This window comes from Streptomyces roseus (genome assembly GCF_001044425.1).
GTDB lineage: Bacteria > Actinomycetota > Actinomycetes > Streptomycetales > Streptomycetaceae > Streptomyces > Streptomyces roseus.
Genome location: NZ_LFML01000163.1, coordinates 56,816 through 75,477, shown reverse-complemented (window position 1 = coordinate 75,477; position 18,662 = coordinate 56,816). Strand labels below are relative to the sequence as shown.

At 71.9% G+C, this 18,662-nt stretch carries 18 protein-coding genes; 7 read left to right on the top strand and 11 right to left on the bottom strand.

The annotated features are described in order from the left end of the window. The first annotated feature begins 51 nt into the window (after window positions 1-51). A complete protein-coding gene (locus ACS04_RS34460) occupies window positions 52-1,311 on the top strand; it encodes a cytochrome P450 (RefSeq protein WP_048480808.1) in 1,260 nt (419 codons plus the stop codon). A 5-nt stretch (window positions 1,312-1,316) separates the two neighbouring features. On the opposite strand, the gene ACS04_RS34455 is transcribed toward ACS04_RS34460, so the two are convergent. From ACS04_RS34455 to ACS04_RS34430, 6 genes are all read right to left on the bottom strand, one after another. Then, window positions 1,317-2,132, bottom strand: a complete 816-nt coding sequence (locus ACS04_RS34455) for a glycosyltransferase family 2 protein (RefSeq protein ID WP_048480807.1) — start codon at window positions 2,130-2,132, stop codon at window positions 1,317-1,319. Next, window positions 2,117-3,139, bottom strand: coding sequence for a glycosyltransferase (locus ACS04_RS34450; RefSeq protein WP_048480806.1), 1,023 nt, complete (start codon window positions 3,137-3,139; stop codon window positions 2,117-2,119). The genes ACS04_RS34455 and ACS04_RS34450 overlap by 16 nt, the downstream gene beginning before the upstream one ends. Continuing rightward, complete coding sequence (locus tag ACS04_RS34445; protein WP_245236698.1) at window positions 3,136-4,134, bottom strand: glycosyltransferase; 999 nt, start codon at window positions 4,132-4,134, stop codon at window positions 3,136-3,138. Before ACS04_RS34445 ends, ACS04_RS34450 begins: the two co-directional genes overlap by 4 nt. A gap of 65 nt (window positions 4,135-4,199) precedes the next feature. Continuing rightward, window positions 4,200-5,291 carry a glycosyltransferase family protein gene (locus ACS04_RS34440; protein WP_245236697.1) on the bottom strand — a complete coding sequence of 364 codons (1,092 nt, stop codon included), beginning with the start codon at window positions 5,289-5,291 and terminating at the stop codon, window positions 4,200-4,202. Window positions 5,292-5,344: 53 nt separating this feature from the next. Further along, window positions 5,345-5,830, bottom strand: coding sequence for a hypothetical protein (locus tag ACS04_RS34435; protein ID WP_158977816.1), 486 nt, complete (start codon window positions 5,828-5,830; stop codon window positions 5,345-5,347). A gap of 226 nt (window positions 5,831-6,056) precedes the next feature. Further along, window positions 6,057-6,476, bottom strand: coding sequence for a VOC family protein (locus ACS04_RS34430; RefSeq protein WP_048480803.1), 420 nt, complete (start codon window positions 6,474-6,476; stop codon window positions 6,057-6,059). Window positions 6,477-6,824: 348 nt separating this feature from the next. Here ACS04_RS34430 and ACS04_RS34425 point away from each other — a divergent pair, with 348 nt between their 5' ends. Beyond that, the gene (locus ACS04_RS34425) at window positions 6,825-7,154 is read left to right on the top strand and encodes a hypothetical protein (RefSeq protein WP_048480802.1); all 330 of its coding nucleotides are present in this window, start codon (window positions 6,825-6,827) and stop codon (window positions 7,152-7,154) included. A gap of 470 nt (window positions 7,155-7,624) precedes the next feature. Further along, window positions 7,625-7,966: a VOC family protein gene (locus ACS04_RS34415; RefSeq protein ID WP_048480918.1), complete on the top strand. Its 342-nt coding sequence runs from the start codon at window positions 7,625-7,627 to the stop codon at window positions 7,964-7,966. Between the two features lie 217 nt (window positions 7,967-8,183). Here ACS04_RS34415 and ACS04_RS34410 read toward each other — a convergent pair whose 3' ends face one another. From ACS04_RS34410 to lanKC, 3 genes are all read right to left on the bottom strand, one after another. After that, window positions 8,184-9,959 (bottom strand): ABC transporter ATP-binding protein, encoded by a 1,776-nt coding sequence (locus ACS04_RS34410; protein WP_245236696.1) that lies wholly within the window; start codon window positions 9,957-9,959, stop codon window positions 8,184-8,186. 314 nt (window positions 9,960-10,273) lie between these two features. Then, window positions 10,274-10,411, bottom strand: coding sequence for a SapB/AmfS family lanthipeptide (locus ACS04_RS37955; protein WP_107438786.1), 138 nt, complete (start codon window positions 10,409-10,411; stop codon window positions 10,274-10,276). 100 nt (window positions 10,412-10,511) lie between these two features. Then, a complete protein-coding gene (gene lanKC, locus ACS04_RS34405) occupies window positions 10,512-13,133 on the bottom strand; it encodes a class III lanthionine synthetase LanKC (RefSeq protein WP_048480800.1) in 2,622 nt (873 codons plus the stop codon). 773 nt (window positions 13,134-13,906) lie between these two features. Here lanKC and ACS04_RS34400 point away from each other — a divergent pair. After that, a complete protein-coding gene (locus ACS04_RS34400) occupies window positions 13,907-15,184 on the top strand; it encodes an MFS transporter (protein ID WP_245236695.1) in 1,278 nt (425 codons plus the stop codon). A gap of 154 nt (window positions 15,185-15,338) precedes the next feature. Here ACS04_RS34400 and ACS04_RS34395 read toward each other — a convergent pair whose 3' ends face one another. Continuing rightward, window positions 15,339-16,193, bottom strand: a complete 855-nt coding sequence (locus ACS04_RS34395; RefSeq protein ID WP_048480798.1) for a methyltransferase domain-containing protein — start codon at window positions 16,191-16,193, stop codon at window positions 15,339-15,341. 111 nt (window positions 16,194-16,304) lie between these two features. Beyond that, complete coding sequence (locus tag ACS04_RS34390; protein WP_245236694.1) at window positions 16,305-16,865, bottom strand: DUF6308 family protein; 561 nt, start codon at window positions 16,863-16,865, stop codon at window positions 16,305-16,307. A 474-nt stretch (window positions 16,866-17,339) separates the two neighbouring features. On the opposite strand from ACS04_RS34390, the gene ACS04_RS34385 reads away from it, so the two are divergent. The 3 genes from ACS04_RS34385 (at window position 17,340) to ACS04_RS37170 (ending at window position 18,593) form a co-directional block, all read left to right on the top strand. Beyond that, on the top strand, window positions 17,340-17,648 hold the full coding sequence (locus tag ACS04_RS34385) for a MarR family transcriptional regulator (RefSeq protein ID WP_107438785.1): 309 nt from the start codon (window positions 17,340-17,342) through the stop codon (window positions 17,646-17,648). 72 nt (window positions 17,649-17,720) lie between these two features. Beyond that, the gene (locus ACS04_RS35680) at window positions 17,721-18,191 is read left to right on the top strand and encodes an STAS domain-containing protein (RefSeq protein ID WP_053081111.1); all 471 of its coding nucleotides are present in this window, start codon (window positions 17,721-17,723) and stop codon (window positions 18,189-18,191) included. Between the two features lie 228 nt (window positions 18,192-18,419). After that, a complete protein-coding gene (locus tag ACS04_RS37170; protein WP_078865645.1) occupies window positions 18,420-18,593 on the top strand; it encodes a CsbD family protein in 174 nt (57 codons plus the stop codon). The last annotated feature ends 69 nt before the right edge of the window (window positions 18,594-18,662 follow it).

Sequence of the window (18,662 nt, the reverse complement as noted above, 5' to 3'; positions counted from 1 at the left end):
GTCGCCCGGGGGCCGGGGTGTGCGGGCGGGACGGGCGGGTAGCCGACCCGTATGCACCCCATCAAGACGGCTTCCGCCCCCTGGACCGACAGCACTCTCCCCCTCCTCGCCGCCGGATACGCGTGGCTGCCCGACAGGATGCGCGCCACGGACGGCGAGCCGGTGCGGACCAGGCTGCTGGGGCGCCCGGTGATCGCGCTGCGCGGCCCGGAGGCCATCGGCTTCTTCTACGACGAACGGCACGTCAAGCGCACCGCAGCCCTGCCCGGGCCCGTGCTCGACACCCTGTTCGGCCGAGGCGCCGTGCACACCCTGGACGGAGATGCCCACCGCGTCCGCAAGGCCATGTTCCTCGCACTCCTCAAGGACGGCGCGGGCGTCTCCGCGCTGGCCGAGCACGTCGCCCAGCAGTGGGCCAAGGCCTCGACCGAGTGGCAGGACGGCCGGGACGTCGTGCTCTTCGACGAGGCGGCCGTGATCCTGGCCCGCGCCGTCTGCGCGTGGGTGGGCGTCGAACGGTCCGACGAGGCCTACCGCCGGGTGGCCGAGGACTGCGTCGCGATGGTCGACGGCTTCGCCACCCCGGGCCCCCGGCACTGGCGCGCCCGCGCCGCCCGCAAGCGCCAGGAAGAGGCGCTCGTCGCCGAGATCTGTACCATCCGCGAGGGCGGGGAACTGGTGAGCGACAGCGGCACCGCCCTGGAGGTCGTGGCCTGGCACCGCGACGCGGACGGGCGGCTCCTCGATCCGCACACGGCGGCCGTCGAGCTGCTCAACATCATCCGGCCCACCGTCGCCATCGCCTGGTTCGCCGCCTTCGCCGCCCACGCCCTGCACCGCTGGCCGGCCCACCGGGAACCGCTGCGCAAGGACACGGGCAGCCGCTACGCGAGGGCTTTCGCCCACGAGGTGCGGCGCTTCTACCCCTTCGCCCCCTTCGTCGGTGGTCTCGCCGTCTCCGATCTGACCTGGCGGGGCGAGAACATCGCCAAGGACACCCTGGTCCTGCTCGACCTGTACGGCCACGACCACGACCCCGGCCTCTGGGACTCTCCGTACCGCTTCGACCCGCAGCGTTTCACCGACCGGGAACCCGGCGCCGACGAGCTCATCCCGCAGGGTGGCGGTGACCCGGCCCGGGGTCACCGCTGCCCCGGCGAGGACATCACCGTCGCCGTGCTGTCGACGCTCGTCACGCAGCTCGCCGACCTCGACTTCGAGGTTCCCGACCAGGACCTGACGATTCCGCTGTCCCGGGTCCCCACCCGCCCGCGCAGCGGATTCGTCTTCAGGGCGGTGCGTGAGCGGTAAGTGCCTTACCTTCTGCGCCAGCTGTCAGTGGCGGGAACGTACTGGACCAGCCCCCGTGCCTCGAACGCGCGCAGCCACCCTTGCATCGGCCAGCTGCCCCACCGCTCCTTGTAGAGCGCCCCGTTGCGGAGGATGTCGTCGATGTGCTGCACCGGCGGCTGCTCGGTCGGATGATGCTGGTGGTAGGCCGGGGCCCCACCCACCCACCACAGGTCAACGCCGCGATGGGCCGCGGTCGCGGCGAAGTCGGTGTCCTCGCCCCCGTATCCGGTGTACCTCTCGTGGAACCCGCCGATGCGCTTCCAGGTGTCGGCCGTGAGAGCGAACGACAGTGACCAGAACAGCCGGTGATCGCCCCCGCGCAGGATCTCGCCTTCGGCGGGGACGGGGCGGGCAGGGTGTGGCGGAGCCAGGCGGGCCAGCCCGTCGAGGTCGTAGCCGCCCGGGGGCGGGGGCGGCAGGTAGGCGACGGTGCCGCAGAGCAGGACGCCGTCCTGGGCGGCGCGTGTGTATCCGCCCAGCAGGGTGGGCCCGGGGATGCAGTCCACGTCGAGGAAGACCAGCAGGTCCGCACCGGCGGCGAGGGCTCGGGCAGCACCCGCGTTGCGGGCGGCGGCCAACGGCAGTCGTCCGTCGTTCAGGTCAAGTGCGACGACGTCCGCGGACGGCTGCCGCCCGGCGGTGAGGGTTTGGATCCCGGGGTCGCCGATGGCCGCGATCACGTAGTGGTCGGGGGCGCGGGCGCTTCGGGCGAGGCCGTCCTGCTGCCTGAGCAGGTGCGGATGCCTGCCCGAGGCGAGGGAGATCACCGCGGTCCGCACGCGATCCGCTCCGGTGCGCCGAGAGCGAGTCCGCTCAGCAGGCGCGCCGCCCGCTGGGCGCCGTCGCCGGGAGACCAGAGCTCCCATCGGTCCCGGACGCGGACCGCCGCGTCCTCAAGCAACGCGGGCCATTCCCCGGACGCGGGCCACGCGTCCAGCACGGTGGCCAAGTCGGCGCTCCGCAGCGCCCGGGCGGTGGCGTGCTGCTCGCCATGGGGCCGGTCCTGCGGAATGACGATGGTGGGGACACGGGCGGCGGCACACTCGGCGATGGCGTTCTGTCCCGCGTGGGTGACGACCACGTCCGCCCGGCACAGGATCGGCCAGGGGTCCTCGACCCAGTCGGTTCCGGGTCCTGCGAGGGCGGTCCACGTCCAGCCCGGGGTGGCCTCGGCCGCGTTCCGCAGCTGTGCGCCGCTGAGGTCCGTACCGCCGCCGCCCAGCATCACCACCACTTCCCTGCCGGCGTTCTCGCAGCCGTTTCCGGGGGCACGGCGGGGACGGCCGTCGTAACGGGAGATGCTCCCGGTGTACAGGGCTTTGGCCTGCCAGTGAGGGGGCCAGCCCGGCTCGGGGCAGGACCGTGGCCACGGCGCGAGGAGGGCGTCCGAGAAGTCGTAGGCGAGGCGGTGGGCTTCGTCGCTCCGGTCGCCGCGCATGGCGGCGACGACGACGGGGGTGCCCATGAGCCGGGCGAGGGTGGCGGCCTCGACCGACACGTCGCTGACGAACAGCCGGGGCTCCGCCCTGCGGATCCACTCGGCGATGATCCCCATGCGCTCACGCAGACCCGCGTGGTGGAGCGGCACCCAGTGCAGCCGGCCCCCGGCCGTGGGGTCGGCGGGCGAGTCGACGGTGTCGGGGGGCAGGGCGATCCACCCTTCGGCCCAGTCGGCGGGGCGGGGCAGGGAGGACAGGACCGTGACCGGCTCCCGGACGTGAGCGCAGATGGACATGGCCCGGTGCAGATGTCCGCGCCCCTGGTGGTGAACGTAGTAGCCGATCACCGCATGAGCTCCTCGTACAGGTCGGTGTACGCGTCAGCCGTGCGGTCGAAGGAGCAGAACTCCTCCGCCCGCCGACGTGCGGCCCGCCGATCGAGCCCCGCGGCCACGGGGACGAGCCGTGCCAAGGCTTCTACGTCCCCGGGCGGAGCCAGTACACCGCAGTCCGGGGTGAGGATTTCGGCAAGTGCGCCCCGGTCGAATCCGCACACCGGGGTGCCGCAGGCCAGCGCCTCGGCCACCACCAGACCGTACGGTTCGTCCCAACAGGGCGTCACGAGGGCGGCTCCGGCCGCACCCACCAGTTCCACGAGCCGTCGCCGGTCCAGGTGGCCGACGTACTGGGCGTCCTCGCCGAGCAGGGGCTCCACCCGTTTCTCGAAGTACGCCCGGTCGGCCACCGGGCCGGCCAGTCTGAGGGGTACTCCCGCGGTCCGAGCTGCCTGGATCGCCAGATGGGGCCCCTTCTCCGGGACCATGCGGCCGAACCAGACGAGGTCGTCCCCACCGGGTCCCGGGCGCCAGAAGTCGGTGTCGATACCGTTGTGCACGACCCGTGCGGCCGGCACGGTGGCCTTCCATGCGGAGGCGGTGAATTCGCTGACGGCGGTGAAGGTCACCGGGCAGATCTCGGGCGTCTGGATCGCGGACTCCAGCCACGGCGTGGGCGGGGTGTGGAGGGTGGTGACGATCGGCACGCGCAGCGCCGACGCCATCGCGACGGGAAGGTAGTGCAGGCTGTTGTTGTGCACGACGTCGAACCGGTGCTCACCGTGACGTGCCAGGTCCAGCATGAGACCGAGATAGGCGTGGTGCTCCTGCATCCAGGTACCGCTGGGCATGCTGCTGTCCGCACGGGCTTCCCGGCTCAGTACCACCTTGCGCACCGGCAGCTCCCGCGCTCCGAGCGCCGGGTCGGAGCCGGGCGCCGCGAACAGCTGGACGTCGTGACCACGACGGTGGAGGGCGTGCGCGAGTGCCCAGGTGTGTGCTTCCAAACCTCCCGCGAAGGGCTCCATGATCGGATATCGCGCGGACGCGATGAGGGCGATCCGCAGGCTGTTCACTGCAGGACGCCCGCATACAGGGCGCGGTGGGCGGCTGCGAGTTCCGCCCGCTCGCGGGCGCGGTGCGTCGTGGTGGCCCGGGGTGCCGGCCTCTCCTCGTACGCCGTCCGCACGGCCTCGCGCAGCGACTCCTCGTCCAGACCCCCCTGTTGGCTGTGTCCGTACGTCAGGCACGGGCGCTGCTCGGCATAGAAGCCGCAGTCGGGAGCGGCGACGGCCGTGCCCAGGTCGTGGCATGCCTCCAGCCAGCCGGAGTGCGTGCCGAAAAGGTAGGGCAGCACGGACAGGTCCAGCGAAGCGAGGTAATCCCAGAGCTGGTCGTCGTCGAAGTAGTCGTGGACCGTGAGCTCGAGAAGGCCGCGGTCCGCCAGTTCCACCAGTGCCCGCATCACCTGCGGGGCGTATCCCCGGGATGCGGGATCGGCGACCTCGCGGTGGATGTTGACCAGGAGTTCGGCGTCCGGGAGCTCGCCCACCACGTCCGCGAGGACCCTTACGACGGGCAGGACGGACATGTTGGGGCGCAGGCTCTTGGCGTGCACGCCGACCCGGAACCGTTCGCGGGCAGGCCTCGCCCGGCCCAGGAGGGGCAGGTCCACCACATGGGGATGGGGCAGGACGGCCGCTGTGCGGTTCCACCGGCTGCGAATGCTCTGGGCCGCTCCCGGTGTCAGTGTGATCAGCTGGTCGGCGGCGGGAACGACGATGTCGAGTGCGGCAGCGTGAGCGGCGGGATCGGGCTGGTGGGGGTTGCGCAGGTCGTGCACGGTGTAGACGAGGGGCTTGCCGTGGCGCTTCAGGGTGGTGACGAGGTCGGTGAGCTGCTCGGGACTTTGGGCGTCGAATCCGAAGTGCAAGTGGAAGACGTCGAAGTCGGCGTGGTGGGCGCTCACCCACCGGGGGTCGAGCATGACCGGCGGCCACCAGCGCTGCGAGGTGCTGGGCGCGCCGTTGGGACGGGGGTCCTTCAGACGCCTGACGCCGTCGGGTTCCGGCGAGGAGCAGTGCCGGACGTAGACGTGGCCCGCGGGCACCGACGCGATCCGGATGTCGCGGGCCCCGACGTCCGGCAGCGGATATGCGGTCACTTCTGCTCCTCGGGGTCGAGGCGGCGGTCGGGGACAGAGCGTCCTCGGCCCGCTCATTCTGTGCGGCGCGGACCTGCCTCGCACCCGGTGCAGCCGAGGCCTGCCGGACTCCGGACGAGTCCGCGCGGGGCCCGGGGGTGCGGCGGGGGGTGGCTGGGGCTCAAGAGACGGCGCGTCGGTCGTCCGCCAGGCGGATGAGGAACCGCTCGGCGTACCGGGCCGCGGCCCAGAGCGAGCGATCCGTGCGCCTCCACGTCCGTGCAGCGCAGTACGTCGAGCACCGTCGAGCCGTGCATGAGGACGAGCGAGGCCCGATCCGTCAGGGGAAAGCGGGCGAGGAACTCCCGGGCTCGCCCTTCGGCTTCCCCGGCGTCCGGCTCCGTCTTCGCGACGCGTCCGGCGGGAGCGAGCGCGCACAGCGAGGCGAGCACCGCCGCCGCCGGGTCGGGGCGGCTGGAGCCGACGAACAGCAGGACGACTGCGTTGCCCGACAGGAACCCGTCGACCGCGTCCGCGCTCCGCAGGTCGATGAGGGCCATGCCGTCATGGTGCGGACCGCTGTCGGCGTACCCGCAGCGGCGCGGCCGCACCGGACTTTCCCGGACCTCGATGGAGTACGCAGCCGGAGGGTCGGTCCTCGACGAGCGCCCGGGGAGCGACAGCCCCGGCGAACTCCGGGACGCCGCGAACCAGACGCCTGCTCCCGGCACGGCCCGGCCCGGCCCGAGACGGGTGGGCCGGGCGGGGCGGGGCGGGGCCAAGCTGCTAGGGGCGGAGGTAGGGGCGAGTCATGATCTCCATGTTGTGGCCGGCCGGGTCGGTGAAGTATGCGCCGCGACCGCCGAACAGGCGGTTGGTCTGCCCCGGTTCGTTGTGGTGCGGGTCGGCGAAGTAGGTGACACCGACCGCCTCCAGGCGGTCGATCATGGCGTCGAACCGATGGTCGGGCACGAGGAACGCGTAGTGCTGCGACTGGATCGGCCCGTCAGCCGTCTCGTAATAGTCGAGCGTGACGCCGTTGCCGAGGTCGACGGGCAGGAACGGCCCGAACGGCGCGCCTACTTCCAGCCCCAGGACCACCGCGAGGAACTCTGCCGACAGCCGCCGGTCCCGGGCATGCACGACGGTGTGGTTCAGCTGGATGACATCGTTCGGGTACTGCTGAGTGTGCCGAGAGTGCGACATGAAAGGGGTTCTCTCCGGTTCCAGGATCCACTGAAAGGCGCCACATGGCGCCGGGGAGTCGGGAAACGCGGAGGAAGGGCGGGCCTCTGGCCCGCCTCGGGTTCACGCCGAGGCCGGGAACCCTGCTCGTGTATGGCTCAAGGCCGACCCGGCAGTCACACGGAGCACCGTAATGATCATCGGCGCCTTGTGCAACATGCGCTCTTCGCCGCCTACGTGTTCCGGTTCTCGCGGGCACCGCCGCCATGCAGTGGGCTGCTGGTCCGCATGGCCGATGTGAGATGCGAACAAATCAGGGCACACGCACCATGACCTTGTTGTCATACCCGACCGATGAAGGGTTGCGTCATGCCCAGAGGGTCCAGCTCCAAGCGCGAGCGTCAGTACGAGCACATCAAAGAGTCCGGCAAGGAACGCGGGATGTCCGAAGGGCGTGCCAAGGAAATGGCCGCCCGCACCGTCAACAAGGAACGCGCCCAATCCGGCGAGAGTAAAACTGCCAGCCGCAGCTCCACCCAGGGCAAGTCCCCGTCGCAGCGCGGTGGCCAGAAGTCCGGCGGCGGCGGGAGCTCGTCCGAACGGACCAAGGACGACCTCTACAAAGAGGCACAAAAGCGCGGCATCGAGGGCCGCTCCACCATGACCAAGCAGCAGCTCAAGACCGCCCTCGGCCGCTGACCCTCGGACGGCCACCCGGTCCGGCGCTCCGGGCCCTGCGCGAGAGACGCGAGACCGACACCGTGATCCCACTCACGCAGGGCACGTCGCCGGTCGGGGTGGCGGACGTGGAAGCGAACCTGACCCGACGGCGCCGACGGCCAGGACGATGGCGACGATACGCGCGCCCCGCGCGGGAGCGGTCGGACAAGCGGCGGCCGGCGCTCCGGGCTGAGGTCCAGGGGCGCAGCCGTGTAGAGCGCCGCCCGTACAGCCGGGACGGACGGGGCAGGTCGGGTACATGCAGATCGAGTCCTGCGCCCCGCACACCGGCGTCTACGCCATCCCCCAGACCGCGCCCGTAGCGACGAGGCCGTCCCAGGAGGCACCCTCTTCCGCCACCCTGCCTGCCGAAGGACCGCACGAGATCGCGCAGTTCTGCGAACGGCTCGTGCCGATGCTTGTCAGTGGTCGTGGTTAGGGTGACGATCATGAGTCTGACAGCAGTGATGATCACGATGGATTGCGCGGAACCGCAGGAGCTGGCCCAGTGGTGGGCCACCGCGCTGGGAGGCGAGATCGCCCAGGAGCACGGCGACTTCGTCATCGTCAGAGCGAAGCCTCTGGCACTGGGTTTCCAGCGGGTGGCCGAGGAGCGACGGGACAAGAACCGCGTACACGTCGACTTCGCCGCTGCGCCCGGTACGGACATGGCCGGGCAGGTGGAGCGGCTGGTCGCCCTGGGAGCGAGCGTCGTCGGCGAGCACGCCGTTCCGGGCCTCACCTGGACTGTGCTGCAGGACCCGGCCGGCAACGAGTTCTGCGTCCACTAGGGCCGCCGCGAGGCGTCAAGCCGGGCCGTCCGCGGCTCCCTGGCGGGATGTGCTCGAACGTCATGAGCCGTGGCACCCCCTGGCCCCCGCTCAAACGCCTGCCGACGACGTAGGTGAGCGGGGCGGTCGCAACCCCCGAGAGCGCCCTGAAGCGCCGAAGACGCCCACGGCTTGCCAGGCGTCCCCCTCTGTCCGCGTCAAGGCCGCCCGCGTCGCTTCACGGCCCGACGTGCGCCGAGTCGTTGTCGCGCAGCGCGGGGTGGGCGGCGGGCGGCGCCGGGGGCGGTTTGGTGGTCTGGCTCGCCACCAGGGCCCGGTAAGGGGCGCAGCGGTGGAGGAGGGTGTCGTGGTCCGCGGCGTCCAGGACGGTGCCGGCGTTCATCATGATGACGTGGCGGGCATCGCGCACCGTGGACAGCCGGTGTGCGACGACGATCACCGCGCGGCTGGCCGCGAGGTCCGCGATCACGGCGCGCAGGCGTTCTTCGTTGAGGCCGTCGAGCTGGCTGGTGGGTTCGTCGAGGAGGACGATGTCCGCGTCGGAGAGCAGGGCGCGGGCCAGTGCCATCCTCTGGCGCTGGCCGCCGGACAGGTCGGATTCCCGGCCGAGTAGCGTGTCGAGGCCCTGCGGGAGCCGTGTGATGTCCTGGGCCAGGCCCACTGCTTCGAGGGCCGCGTCGAGTTCGGGGTCGGTGGCCGGTCGGGACCGGCCGAGCTGGAGGTTCTCCCGGGCGGTGGCCTCCAACAGGGTGAACCTCTGGTCCACGTAGGCGATACGGGCTCGGAGTGCGTCCAGGGGCCAGTCGGCGGTGTCGTGGCCGAGCACGCGGACGGAACCGGAGGCGGGCCTGACGAAGCGGTCTATGAGGGCCAGCACGGTGGTCTTCCCCGCACCCGAGGGTCCTACCACGGCGGTCAGTCCGGTACGCGCGGTCGCGAAGGAGACCGCCCGCAGGGCGGCATCGCGCGCACCGGGGTGGGTGTAGGACACGGAGCGGAACATCACGGCCGGGGCGTCGGGGAGGGCTGCGGGAGCGGTCCGATGGGATTCGCGCGCGTCCGTCTCCGGGGGCAGGCTCAGCAGTTCGTTGCAGCGGTCCCGGGCCGCCAGGCCCGCTTGGAGCCTGCCGGAGCCGGTGGCCAGCGTGCTGACGTAGGGGATGGTCTGGAGGAGGTAGAGGAGGAAGGCCGTGAACGCCGCGATCCCGAGGTCGCCGGCGGCCAGCCGGGCGCCGCCCGTGAGGATCACCGCGATCATCGCGAGTTGGTTGCCCAGGGAGAGGGCGGCCGGGATCAGCGCAGCGAGCCGTGCGCCCTCCAGGGAGATGGTCCGAAGCCGTTCCGCGTCTGCCGCCAGGGCCTCGGCCGTGGCGGCCTCGGCCCGGTGGGCTTTGATCGTCGTCAGCGCGTCCAGGTCCGCGGTGAAGCGCTGGGCGATGCGGCCGACGGCGTTCTGCTGTTTGCCGACGTTCTCCTTCATCTGGCGCAGCACCAGCAGGACGAGGAGCGTCAGCAGGGCGAGGGCCCCGACGGTGACGAGGGTGAGGACCCAGTCGATCCACACCATCACGACCAGTGTGGCCGCCACGGTGAGGGCTGCCAGGGGCAGTTGGGTGGCGACGTCGACGACTTGGCGTAGCAGGAGGGCGTCGGAGGTGATGCGGGCGGCGAGTTCGCCCGTCCCCCGGGCCTTCACCACGCCCAGGGTCAGACGAAGGCTGTGATCCATGATCCGGACGCGGATCCGGTAGGCGAGGCGTTCGCCGATGCGGGCGAGGAGGAAGCCCGAAAGGGCTTGGGCCAGGGCTCCTACGGAGGCGGCCGCGCACATCAGCGCGGCGTGGGCGCGCGGCGCCCGGCCGCCCATGAGGTCGGTGACCACTTCCTGGACGAACAGGGGAAGAGCGAGCGTGGCCGCGGTGGCGGTGAGGGCGAGCAGGAGGGCCGCGATCAGCCGCACGGGGTCGGCGGTCAGCTCCCGGCGCAGACTCACGATGTCGGGTGCTGTAGCGGGGGTCTGCGGTGGCCGTGCCGGCTGTGCCTTCGGTTCCGAAGGAAGCGGGGGCGAAGGCGACGGGTGTGGGGGTGGGGATGGCGGCGGGAGTTCGGGGTCTGCGGTCTGGTCGGCCACGGGAGGCCCCCTCCTGCTGGTGCGGGACGGTCGTCGGTGCGGGCCGGTACGGGGCCCGGGCCGAAGCGGCGTGCGCTCCGGCCCGGGCGCCGGCCGGGCCGTGGTGCGGCTACGGCCCGGCCGGCTTCATGCGTTGTTGCGGTTGCCGTCCTTGTCGGGAGCGGCGGCGGTACCGGTCAGAGGCAGACGAGCGTGCTGACCGTGCTGGTGCCGCAGTTGAGCGCGCTCAGGGAGCTGACGCTCGCGAGGGTGTCGTCGATCGGGTGGGCGTCCGTCTCGGGGAGTTCCAGGGTCTGGAGGTCGAGGATGGCCATGACTGTTCTCCTTGAGTGAGCGGTGGATGCCCGGATCCGGTGGATCCGGTCGTGCACCCGGCCTGGGGCCGGGGTCTGTGGGGGACGCTCGCGGCGCCCGTCACCCCGTCCAGGGGAGGAAGGGGGTGGTGTACAGGGCCGTGCCCAGGGCGAGCAGGACTCCGGCGGAGCCGGTCGCCAGGTCGGCCGAGAGGCGCAGGAGTTGATCGCCCGGGAAGGCGAGGTGACCTGCGTAGGTGACGTGGTGGAGGGTCAACAGTGCCCGGTGGCGGTCGAGGAGGGCAGCGGTGCCTCCGGGGCTGTCGGCTCGCACGTCGGCACGGGCGGCCGTGAGGGCCAGGTAGCCGATCAGCCCGGCCCGGCCGTTGAAGAGTCCCGGCTGGATGATGAACTCCGGCTCCGCCGCCCTGCGGATGCCCTCCTCGTACGAGGAGGCCGCGCTCTCGGGTCGGTGCGCGAGGAGGGCGTGAAGAGCGAGGCCGATGCCCGCACTGCCGGTCTCGATGTACGGGAGGACGCGACGGCCGTCGACGACCTGGGTGGTGCCGTCGGCCACCGTGAGGCAGCGGTCGAGGTCGAGGTCGAGGAGGGCGGCGGCCCGTTCGAGGAGGGTGTCGTCGGTCGTGTGCTCGTGGAGGCGGATCAGGGCGAGGGCGGCGCCGCTGGCTCCGGCCAGGAGTCCGGCCGGTCGGCGCGCGTCGTCGCGGCCGCGCTTGTCCAGGGTGTCGGCGGCCTCCAGGATCAGGGCCTGGGCCTGGGCCAGCATCCGGTGGTCCCCCGTGGCACGGGCGAAGTGCAGCAGGGTGAGGCCGATGCCGGCGGCGCCGGTGGCCAGGGACGGACCGGTGGTGTCCTCCCGTGCTGCCTCCAGGCTCACGAGCAGGTCGAGGGCCGCCTCGTGCTCGCCGAGCAGGTCCAGTACGTAGGCCACGCCATGGCCGCCGAAGTACAGACCGGGGGCGGTGACGCCCGTACGGGACGCCCTGACCAACCAGTGCACGTGTTCCTCGCGGACGCCGGCGCCCGTGGTGTGCAGGGCGTAGAGCACTCCTGCCGCGCCGTGGGCGAGGCCGAGTCCTCCGTGGCGGAACTGGGCGACGTCGCCGGGGAACAGCCGGTCCGTGCGGTCCGGAGTGGCCATGGCCGTGATGCCCGCCGCCAGGGAATCGCGCAACTGCGGCCAGTCGGCGGGGGTGGCGGTCAGCAGGGAGCGGGCCGCGGCCCTGTTGCGGCCGATGCCGGGACGGGGCGGGCCGGCCGGGGCGGGGCGCTCCGTCGCGTGGGCCATCATCGTGCGGATGGGTGCGGTATAGCCCTCGGGTACGGGGAAGCGGTGCTCGATGACGTCGGCGAGTTCGCCTGCCTTGGCCGGATCGAGGGCGGTCAGCTGGACCAGGGGGAGGAAGAGCCAGAGGCGGATGGCGGCCAGGGCGTAGTGGTCGATCGCGGTTCCGCTGAGCCCGGCCGGCGCGGTGAAGCCCGCGGCGCCGAGCGCGGGCCGGACGAACGATTCCTGCGGGCTGGCCAGTTCGAAGTCGATGAAGCAGATCCCGCCGTCGGGCCTGACGATCAGGTTGCGCGGATGGAGGTCGCCGAAGACGATCCCGCGGGCGTGGATCGCGGCCAGCGTGTCCTCCACCCCCTTCAGCAGGGTGAGGGCTTCGCGGGTGTACGCGGCCACGGCACCGGGGGTGGGGGCGGGGTGGATCAGGGGGTAGCGGCCGGTCAGCCACTGGCTGAGGGATTCGCCCTCCACGTACTCCTGCGCGAGGAATTCGTGCTCCCACACGGTGAACAGGCCCTGCCGTCCGGGAACGGCACCGGGGGTCGCGGCCGGCGTCGCGGGGATGCGGGGGACGCCGGGGATGCCGGCCAGGAGCGTCAGAATGCCGTGCTCGTGGCGGAGCCGCGTCACGGCGTCAACCCCCCGCTGGTCCAGGCCCGCGTACGGCCGCGCCTCTTTGAGGACGACCTGCGGCTCCCCCGGTGCGGGGCGGGCGAGGTAGACACCGCCGGCGTTGGAGAAGTGCAGGACGCGTTCGACCGTGTACGGCAGGTCCGGCCCGCGGGCGGCGCGGCGGGCCTCGACGGCGTGGGCGATGCACCGCGGGACCGGAACCCAGTCGGGTATGGAGAATCCGGGGCCCCGCACATCGGGTATGAGGCGGCCGTCGGGGCCGGCGAGGGCCAGGACACGTTCGCCGGCGGCATTGCGGCAGTGGCGTTCGGCGAATCCGCCGTAGCGCAGGTAGAGGGGCCCTTCCTGCCAGCGCGCGTCGCTCAGGATGTACGGGCCGCGCCGGCCGGCGAGGAGGGTGCCGAGGCCGTCGAGACATCGCTCCAGTTCGTCCTCGTCCCGGGGGTAGACGGTACAGAACTTCCCGCTGGCGCCGCGCGGGGCGTACTTGGAGTTCTGGACCTGGAGGATGGGCAGTCCGCGCAGGAACTTGAAGGTGACGTGCTCCTTCAGGCACCAGGCGTGGAGGGCTTCCAGTACCTCCTCGGCGTCCGCCGCGCACGAGGACACGTGGATCTTCCACCCCTGGTCCGGCAGGACGACGTCCACGGGGTGGGCCACGGACCAGATCTCCAGGTCGCCGCGTTCCCAGCCCGTGGGCAGCGGGCGGGTGGCGGCGGCGAACTCTTCCCGTGCTCCCCAGGCCCTCGGGGATTCGTAGAAGAGGGGGTCGGCGAAGGTGTAAGCCTCGTACTGGTTGTCCATCGGGGCTCCTCGATGTGCAGCGCAGACGTACACGAAGCCGGGCAGGCGCAGGTGTTGGCGGGCACGCCGGCCGAGGCCTCGGGGAGGAGAAGAAGAGAAGGTCCACGGTCGGCGGCCGGGGGCGTAACCCGATCGGCGGGCGCCGTGCGACATCCCAAAGCTTCTGGGCGACCCGGCTTGCGCGCAACGGGGCGCGGGCAGCACACGCCTCCGAGGTAATGCGACCGGCGTGCGTCAGGGGGGTGAAGGCGGCCTCCCCGAGCCGGAGCGGGCCGGTGTCACGCGGAGGGCGTGCGAGGGTCTCACCGTGCGCTGGGTACGGGCGGCGCGGGAACTGCCCGGCGGCCTTCGGGCGCCGGCGGCCGGGCCTTGGGGCCCGGGGCAGGCGGAACTCCTGTGCTTGGAGGCACTCGGGTCGACTCGGCTGCCGCCGCGTGCCTCGCTGTGACCGCGGTCCCCGGCGCAGGGTTCGCACGGCTGCGGTCGGGCTCCCCTGCGGGACGACGAAGACCCGTTCCGCTACCCCGTTCGAGATGCGGTCAGTTGCACGACAAAGACCTACCGGACAAGGCGCCGGAGCAGGGCCGGGCTCCGGACCGCGCGCGCCTCCGGTATGCGCCCCCATGGCCGGCGTGCGGCGATGGATGCCGGAAACGCCGGAGACGCCTTCTCGACCCACCCGCGGTCTGATCACAAAGGCGCCCCGGCATCAGGCACCGGTCGGCCGCGCCACGGTCAGCACGCGTAACGTCGTGTGCCGGTATCACGTACACATGGCTGGGGGCCACGAAATGCACGCGTTCGGGCGGTACTTGGCCGCCGCGCTGGCCGCGCGGTTCGCCTCCGAGGGGACGAGCCTCGCGCTGGTCCTGCTCGCGCTGGAGCGCACGGGCAGTGCCGCGCACGGGGCCTTCGTCCTGACCGCCTGGCTCGCGCCGCACGTACTCGCCGCTCCGCTCGCCGGAGCGGTCGCGGCGCGGACCCGGCGGCCGAGGCTGCTCCACGTGGGGGCGCTGGCGGGGTTCGGCTGTGCGGTGGCGGCGCTGTCCGTGCTGCTGGGCCGGGCCCCGGCGCCGCTGGTCCTCGTGGTCGCACTGCTGGGCGGCAGCTGCGGGCCGATGGTGACGGGTGGGATGTCCAGCCTGGTCGCCGCTCTCGTGCCGGCGGGTGCCGGGCGGGACCGCGCGTACGCGTGGGACGCGTCCACCTACAACGCCGCGGCGGTCACCGCTCCGGCCGTGGTGGGCCTGGCCGCCGCGCTGGGCTCGGCCGCCTCCGCCATGGCGGTCCTGGCACTGGCCGGCGCGCTGGCGGCGGCACTCGCCGCGACCCTCCCGTACGAGACACCGCGGCCGGACCGCGCCGTGCCCGGAAGTGCTCCGGCCGGTCTGGGTGCCGGGCTGTCGGCCCTGTGGCAGATCCGGGAGCTGCGGGCGATCACCTCGGCCACGACGCTGGCATTCGTCGGCATCGGCACGCTCACCACCACCTCGGTGCTGCTGGCCTCCAGGCTCGGCAGCCCGGGCGCCGGGGGCGTGCTGATGACGGCCTTCGCGGTGGGTGCGCTGGCCGGCTCCCTGACACTGGGCCGGATCACGGCCGTCGAGCCTGGAGTGCTGGCGCGATGGGCCATGGCCGGCACCGGAGTGGCCCTCGCGGCGGCCGCGTTCGCGCCGTCGGTCGCCGTCGCGGCGGTGCTGTTCACCGTCGCGGGCGTGTGCGACGGGCCCCTGCTGACGGCCACTCTCCGGATCCGCTCCGAGTACGCACCCGACGCCGTGCGGACCCAGGTGTTCACACTCGGGGCGGGGCTCAAGCTGACGGCCGCCTCACTGGGGGCCGCCCTCGTGGGCTTCGCCGCGGCCTCGCCGCCGCGGGTCCTGCTGGGCGGGATCTCCGTACTGGTCCTGGCGGCGGCCCTGCTGCACGCGCTGATGGCTCGGAAGGCTCCGAAGGCACCGGCTCCGGCACCGGCTGGTGGGGCGGCTGCAGGGCCGTCGGAAGGCTCCGCCCCGGATCCGGCCCGTCGGCGTAAGCCCGGAGGACCCTGAGCGAGGCGGGGGCGGGGCGGCGTAACCCTACGGGTGGTCGACGTCGCCGAGTTCGCGGCGAACGGGGCGTACGGGGAAGGCGAGCGCGGTCCGAGCCCGTCCCCGACACCCTTGGGGTGCTTCGGTCCGGAGGGCCTGCCGCCGGGACGTTTAATCAGCGCGCGGTGACCGAGTACGCGGCAAGGGGGCGATTGCCGTGCGGTTTGGCGATGGCCCGCAGGACGTCGACCTGGGTCAGAAGGAGCTGTCGCACCGGCTCGGGCAGCACTGCCAGTCGCTCCTGCGTTTCGGCCAGGCTGAGACCGGCAGCGATTTCCCAGTCGCCGTCCTGAAGCCCTTCCGTATCGACCGACCGGCTGCCGTCGGCCGTCCAGCCCGTCCCGGGCAGGAGCCGCAGCAGCGCTTCACGGGAGAAGGGCGTGCGGACGTTGCCCTGACCATGCGATCCTGCGGCCTCGCACTGTCCTTGGATCAGCACGGCAAGAAGGTGCGCCAGCTGATCGCCGGATGCGGGCGTCACATCCCACTCGGTGAAGCACAGCCGCCGCGCCCACGGCCGTACCCGGGCCAGAGTGTCCCGCAGTTGCGCCACCGATGCGAAGTACCAGGAGCAATGCGCGAGCACCACGTGGTCGAAAGTACATTCAGGGAAGTCGACTGCCGGGTCGAGGACATCGGTGCCGAACCGGAAGTCGATGCGAGGCCCGAGGGGGCCCGCTGCGAGCCGGGCCGCCGATTCCCCGAGCGTGACCGGCGACCCGTAGGAGGGTGCGGCCACGTCGACGGCCACCACACGCCCCTCGGGTCCCACCGCCTCCGCAAGGACAGCGGTCATGTCGCCCTGCCCGCAACCCAGTTCCAAGACAGTTGTGCCAGGCGCGATTTGCCAGCTCGCCACCACCGTGGCGCGGTGGCGAGTCTGGGACAGCTGAATGTCCGGGCTGTGATCGGAGGCTGCCATGCCAGCGGCCAGGGAGGGAGCCTTGGAACGGAGATCGGAGTGATTCACAGAGTCCTTGGAGATACTCGACGGATCGGTGCAGGCCGATGGTACGAGACGGGCTCGCGGCACGCCTCATGCTTTTGAGCAAGCCCGGCCACGCCGCCTCGACATCAGCCATCACGCCGGGGGCTTCGGTGGGGTCGGGGTCGACGGGTGGCGCCAGACCGCGCCACGCAGGGCGGTGTGGAGAGCGAGCCAGAAGGACGGCGGCCGACCGACGGCGCAGCGGACGATTCGGTCGTAGACCGGGAGCAGTCGGGGGCGCTTTCTGGCCAGGACTTTGCCCGCGATGACCCAGTTGACCCCGCGCTGCTCGCAGAGCAGCCTCCATGCCTGATCTGCCGGAGAGCCGTCCGCCAGGACCGATGCGTCGGCGTCGACCATGTCGATGCCCGTGGGCACGGCGCGCAGCAGACCGGACAGCTGCACGCCGAGGCGGCCCTCAAGGACGTCCAGAGCAACGGGTGCCGGAACGGTGACCGACAGGGTCTGCACCGCGACGAGATCCTCCGCGGTGACCCGGTCGGCGATCTCCGACCGGTCTCCCCCACCCGCCAGATGCTCAAACCGGCCGCCTGTGAACGGCGCTGCGTCGGGTGGCAAACCGATACCGAAGTAGGACCGCAGGTCGCCGACGACGCGATCGGAACTCAGCAAGACGCGCAGCCTCTGCCCCACCGGAGACAACTCTCCGGTGGGAACACCAAACACTCCAGGGAAAGCGGCCACTGGGAAGTCCGTCCTACTCGACATCGTGGGGGTGACCGGCGTCGGCGCCGATCGGGGTCTGCACACGGTGGGGAGATGATCGCGACGCTCTCGCACACCCGGCCTGCACTTGTTTGCACCAGCTGGATCGGACCATTCGGCTCCTCGTCGTCCCCTTCCGGTGGGCGGACGGCCTACCCCCCTGGCTCCCGGGCCCCACCCCTCCGACATGGCCACAGTCGACCGTCCCTGCAACAACGGTGCAGCACCGGTCCAGCGGAGCAGGGTGCACCAGCGCGCACGGCCCCTGCCCCGGCTTCGGGCGCGCTGTGGCGGTGTCGGCTCGGTTGTCCCGGACGTAGTCGCGGCGCTCCTGGACGAGAAGGGAGCCGGGCGAGAAGGAGGTCTGGAAAAACCGGTTTCCCAGTTCCTATAATTGCGGGCATGGAGACGATGGAGTCACGGACGAGCTGGACGTTCGTCACCAACCATGCACGGGTCCTCGCGATGCTGCTGCGGGATCCCGAGGTACGGATGCGGGACATGGCCGAGGCCTGCCGGATCACCGAGCGGGCCGTCCGGGCCGTGATCACCGATCTGGAGACGGCCGGGTATCTCACCCGTGCCCGGAACGGCCGCCGCAACCACTACCAGGTCGCCGACGGCACCCTCTTCCGCCACCCGGCCGAAGGACCGCACGAGATCGCGCACCTGATCAGGCTCCTCGCAGATCTGGAGCCCTCACGGCCATGACCGCGCGAGCCTCGCTGAACCCATGCCGTCCGCCCCGCACAAGTCGACCCGGTTGCTGAAAGGAGCAAGGCCATGACCTACTCCGACCGCGAGCGCGACCCCGCCGTACCCATGGTCTCCGTCGCCGTCCGCCCCGGGCCGCAACGGACGCGAGCCGAGGTCAGCGGCGAGATCGACGCGGACAACTGTGGCGAGGTGCGGGAAGCCCTGAGCGCAGCCCTCGACGCCAGTACGACCGGCCTCGACGTCGGCCTCTCGGCCCTGACCTTCTGCGACAGCTCCGCCCTGCACCTCCTCCTCGACCTCCACCACGCCGCCACCACCTCCGGCAAAACCCTCGTCCTCCACGAGCCCCGCCCGCAGTTCACCCGACTCCTCGACTTCACCGGCACCGCCCCCGTCTTCACCATCCACACCCCAGCCGCACATCCGCCAGATCCCCACGACGGGCGCCACAACGTCACAGGCGGCGATGCGACAAGGCCTGCCCACCACCGGCCCCACGCCCTCGACCCCGCCATCGCCTACGACGACGAACCCTGACCCGTCCCCAGCCACGTGCGGACCCCGGCCGGCTCGTCCGGCTCGCCGATCCGAGGAAGACGACCTGTCCCGACGGAGCATCGGCGTGCACCGTCCGCGGGCAGCCGTCACGCGCTCATACCCGCGGACCGGCCCCGCCGACTCTCCGAGGAGCGCAGCTGTTTGGGAAAGCATCCAGCGGTCATACGGGCGTTGTAAGGCGTTCCATCGAAGAGGGAGTGATCAGCTGTGTCTGGTGAGCAGAAGGCCGAGGCAAAGGGCGAGCAGGCCAAGGGCAAGCTCAAGGAGACCGCTGGCCGCCTGACGGGCAATGAGCGGCTGACCGCCGAGGGCCGTGCGGATCAGGCCAAGGGCGATGCCCGCGAGGCCAAGGAGAAGGTCAAGGACACCTTCAAGCACTGAGACTTCCCGCCCCAGGCGACGGGGCCGGGACCGCAGGAGCGGTCCCGGCCCCGTTTCTTGTGCGCGCCG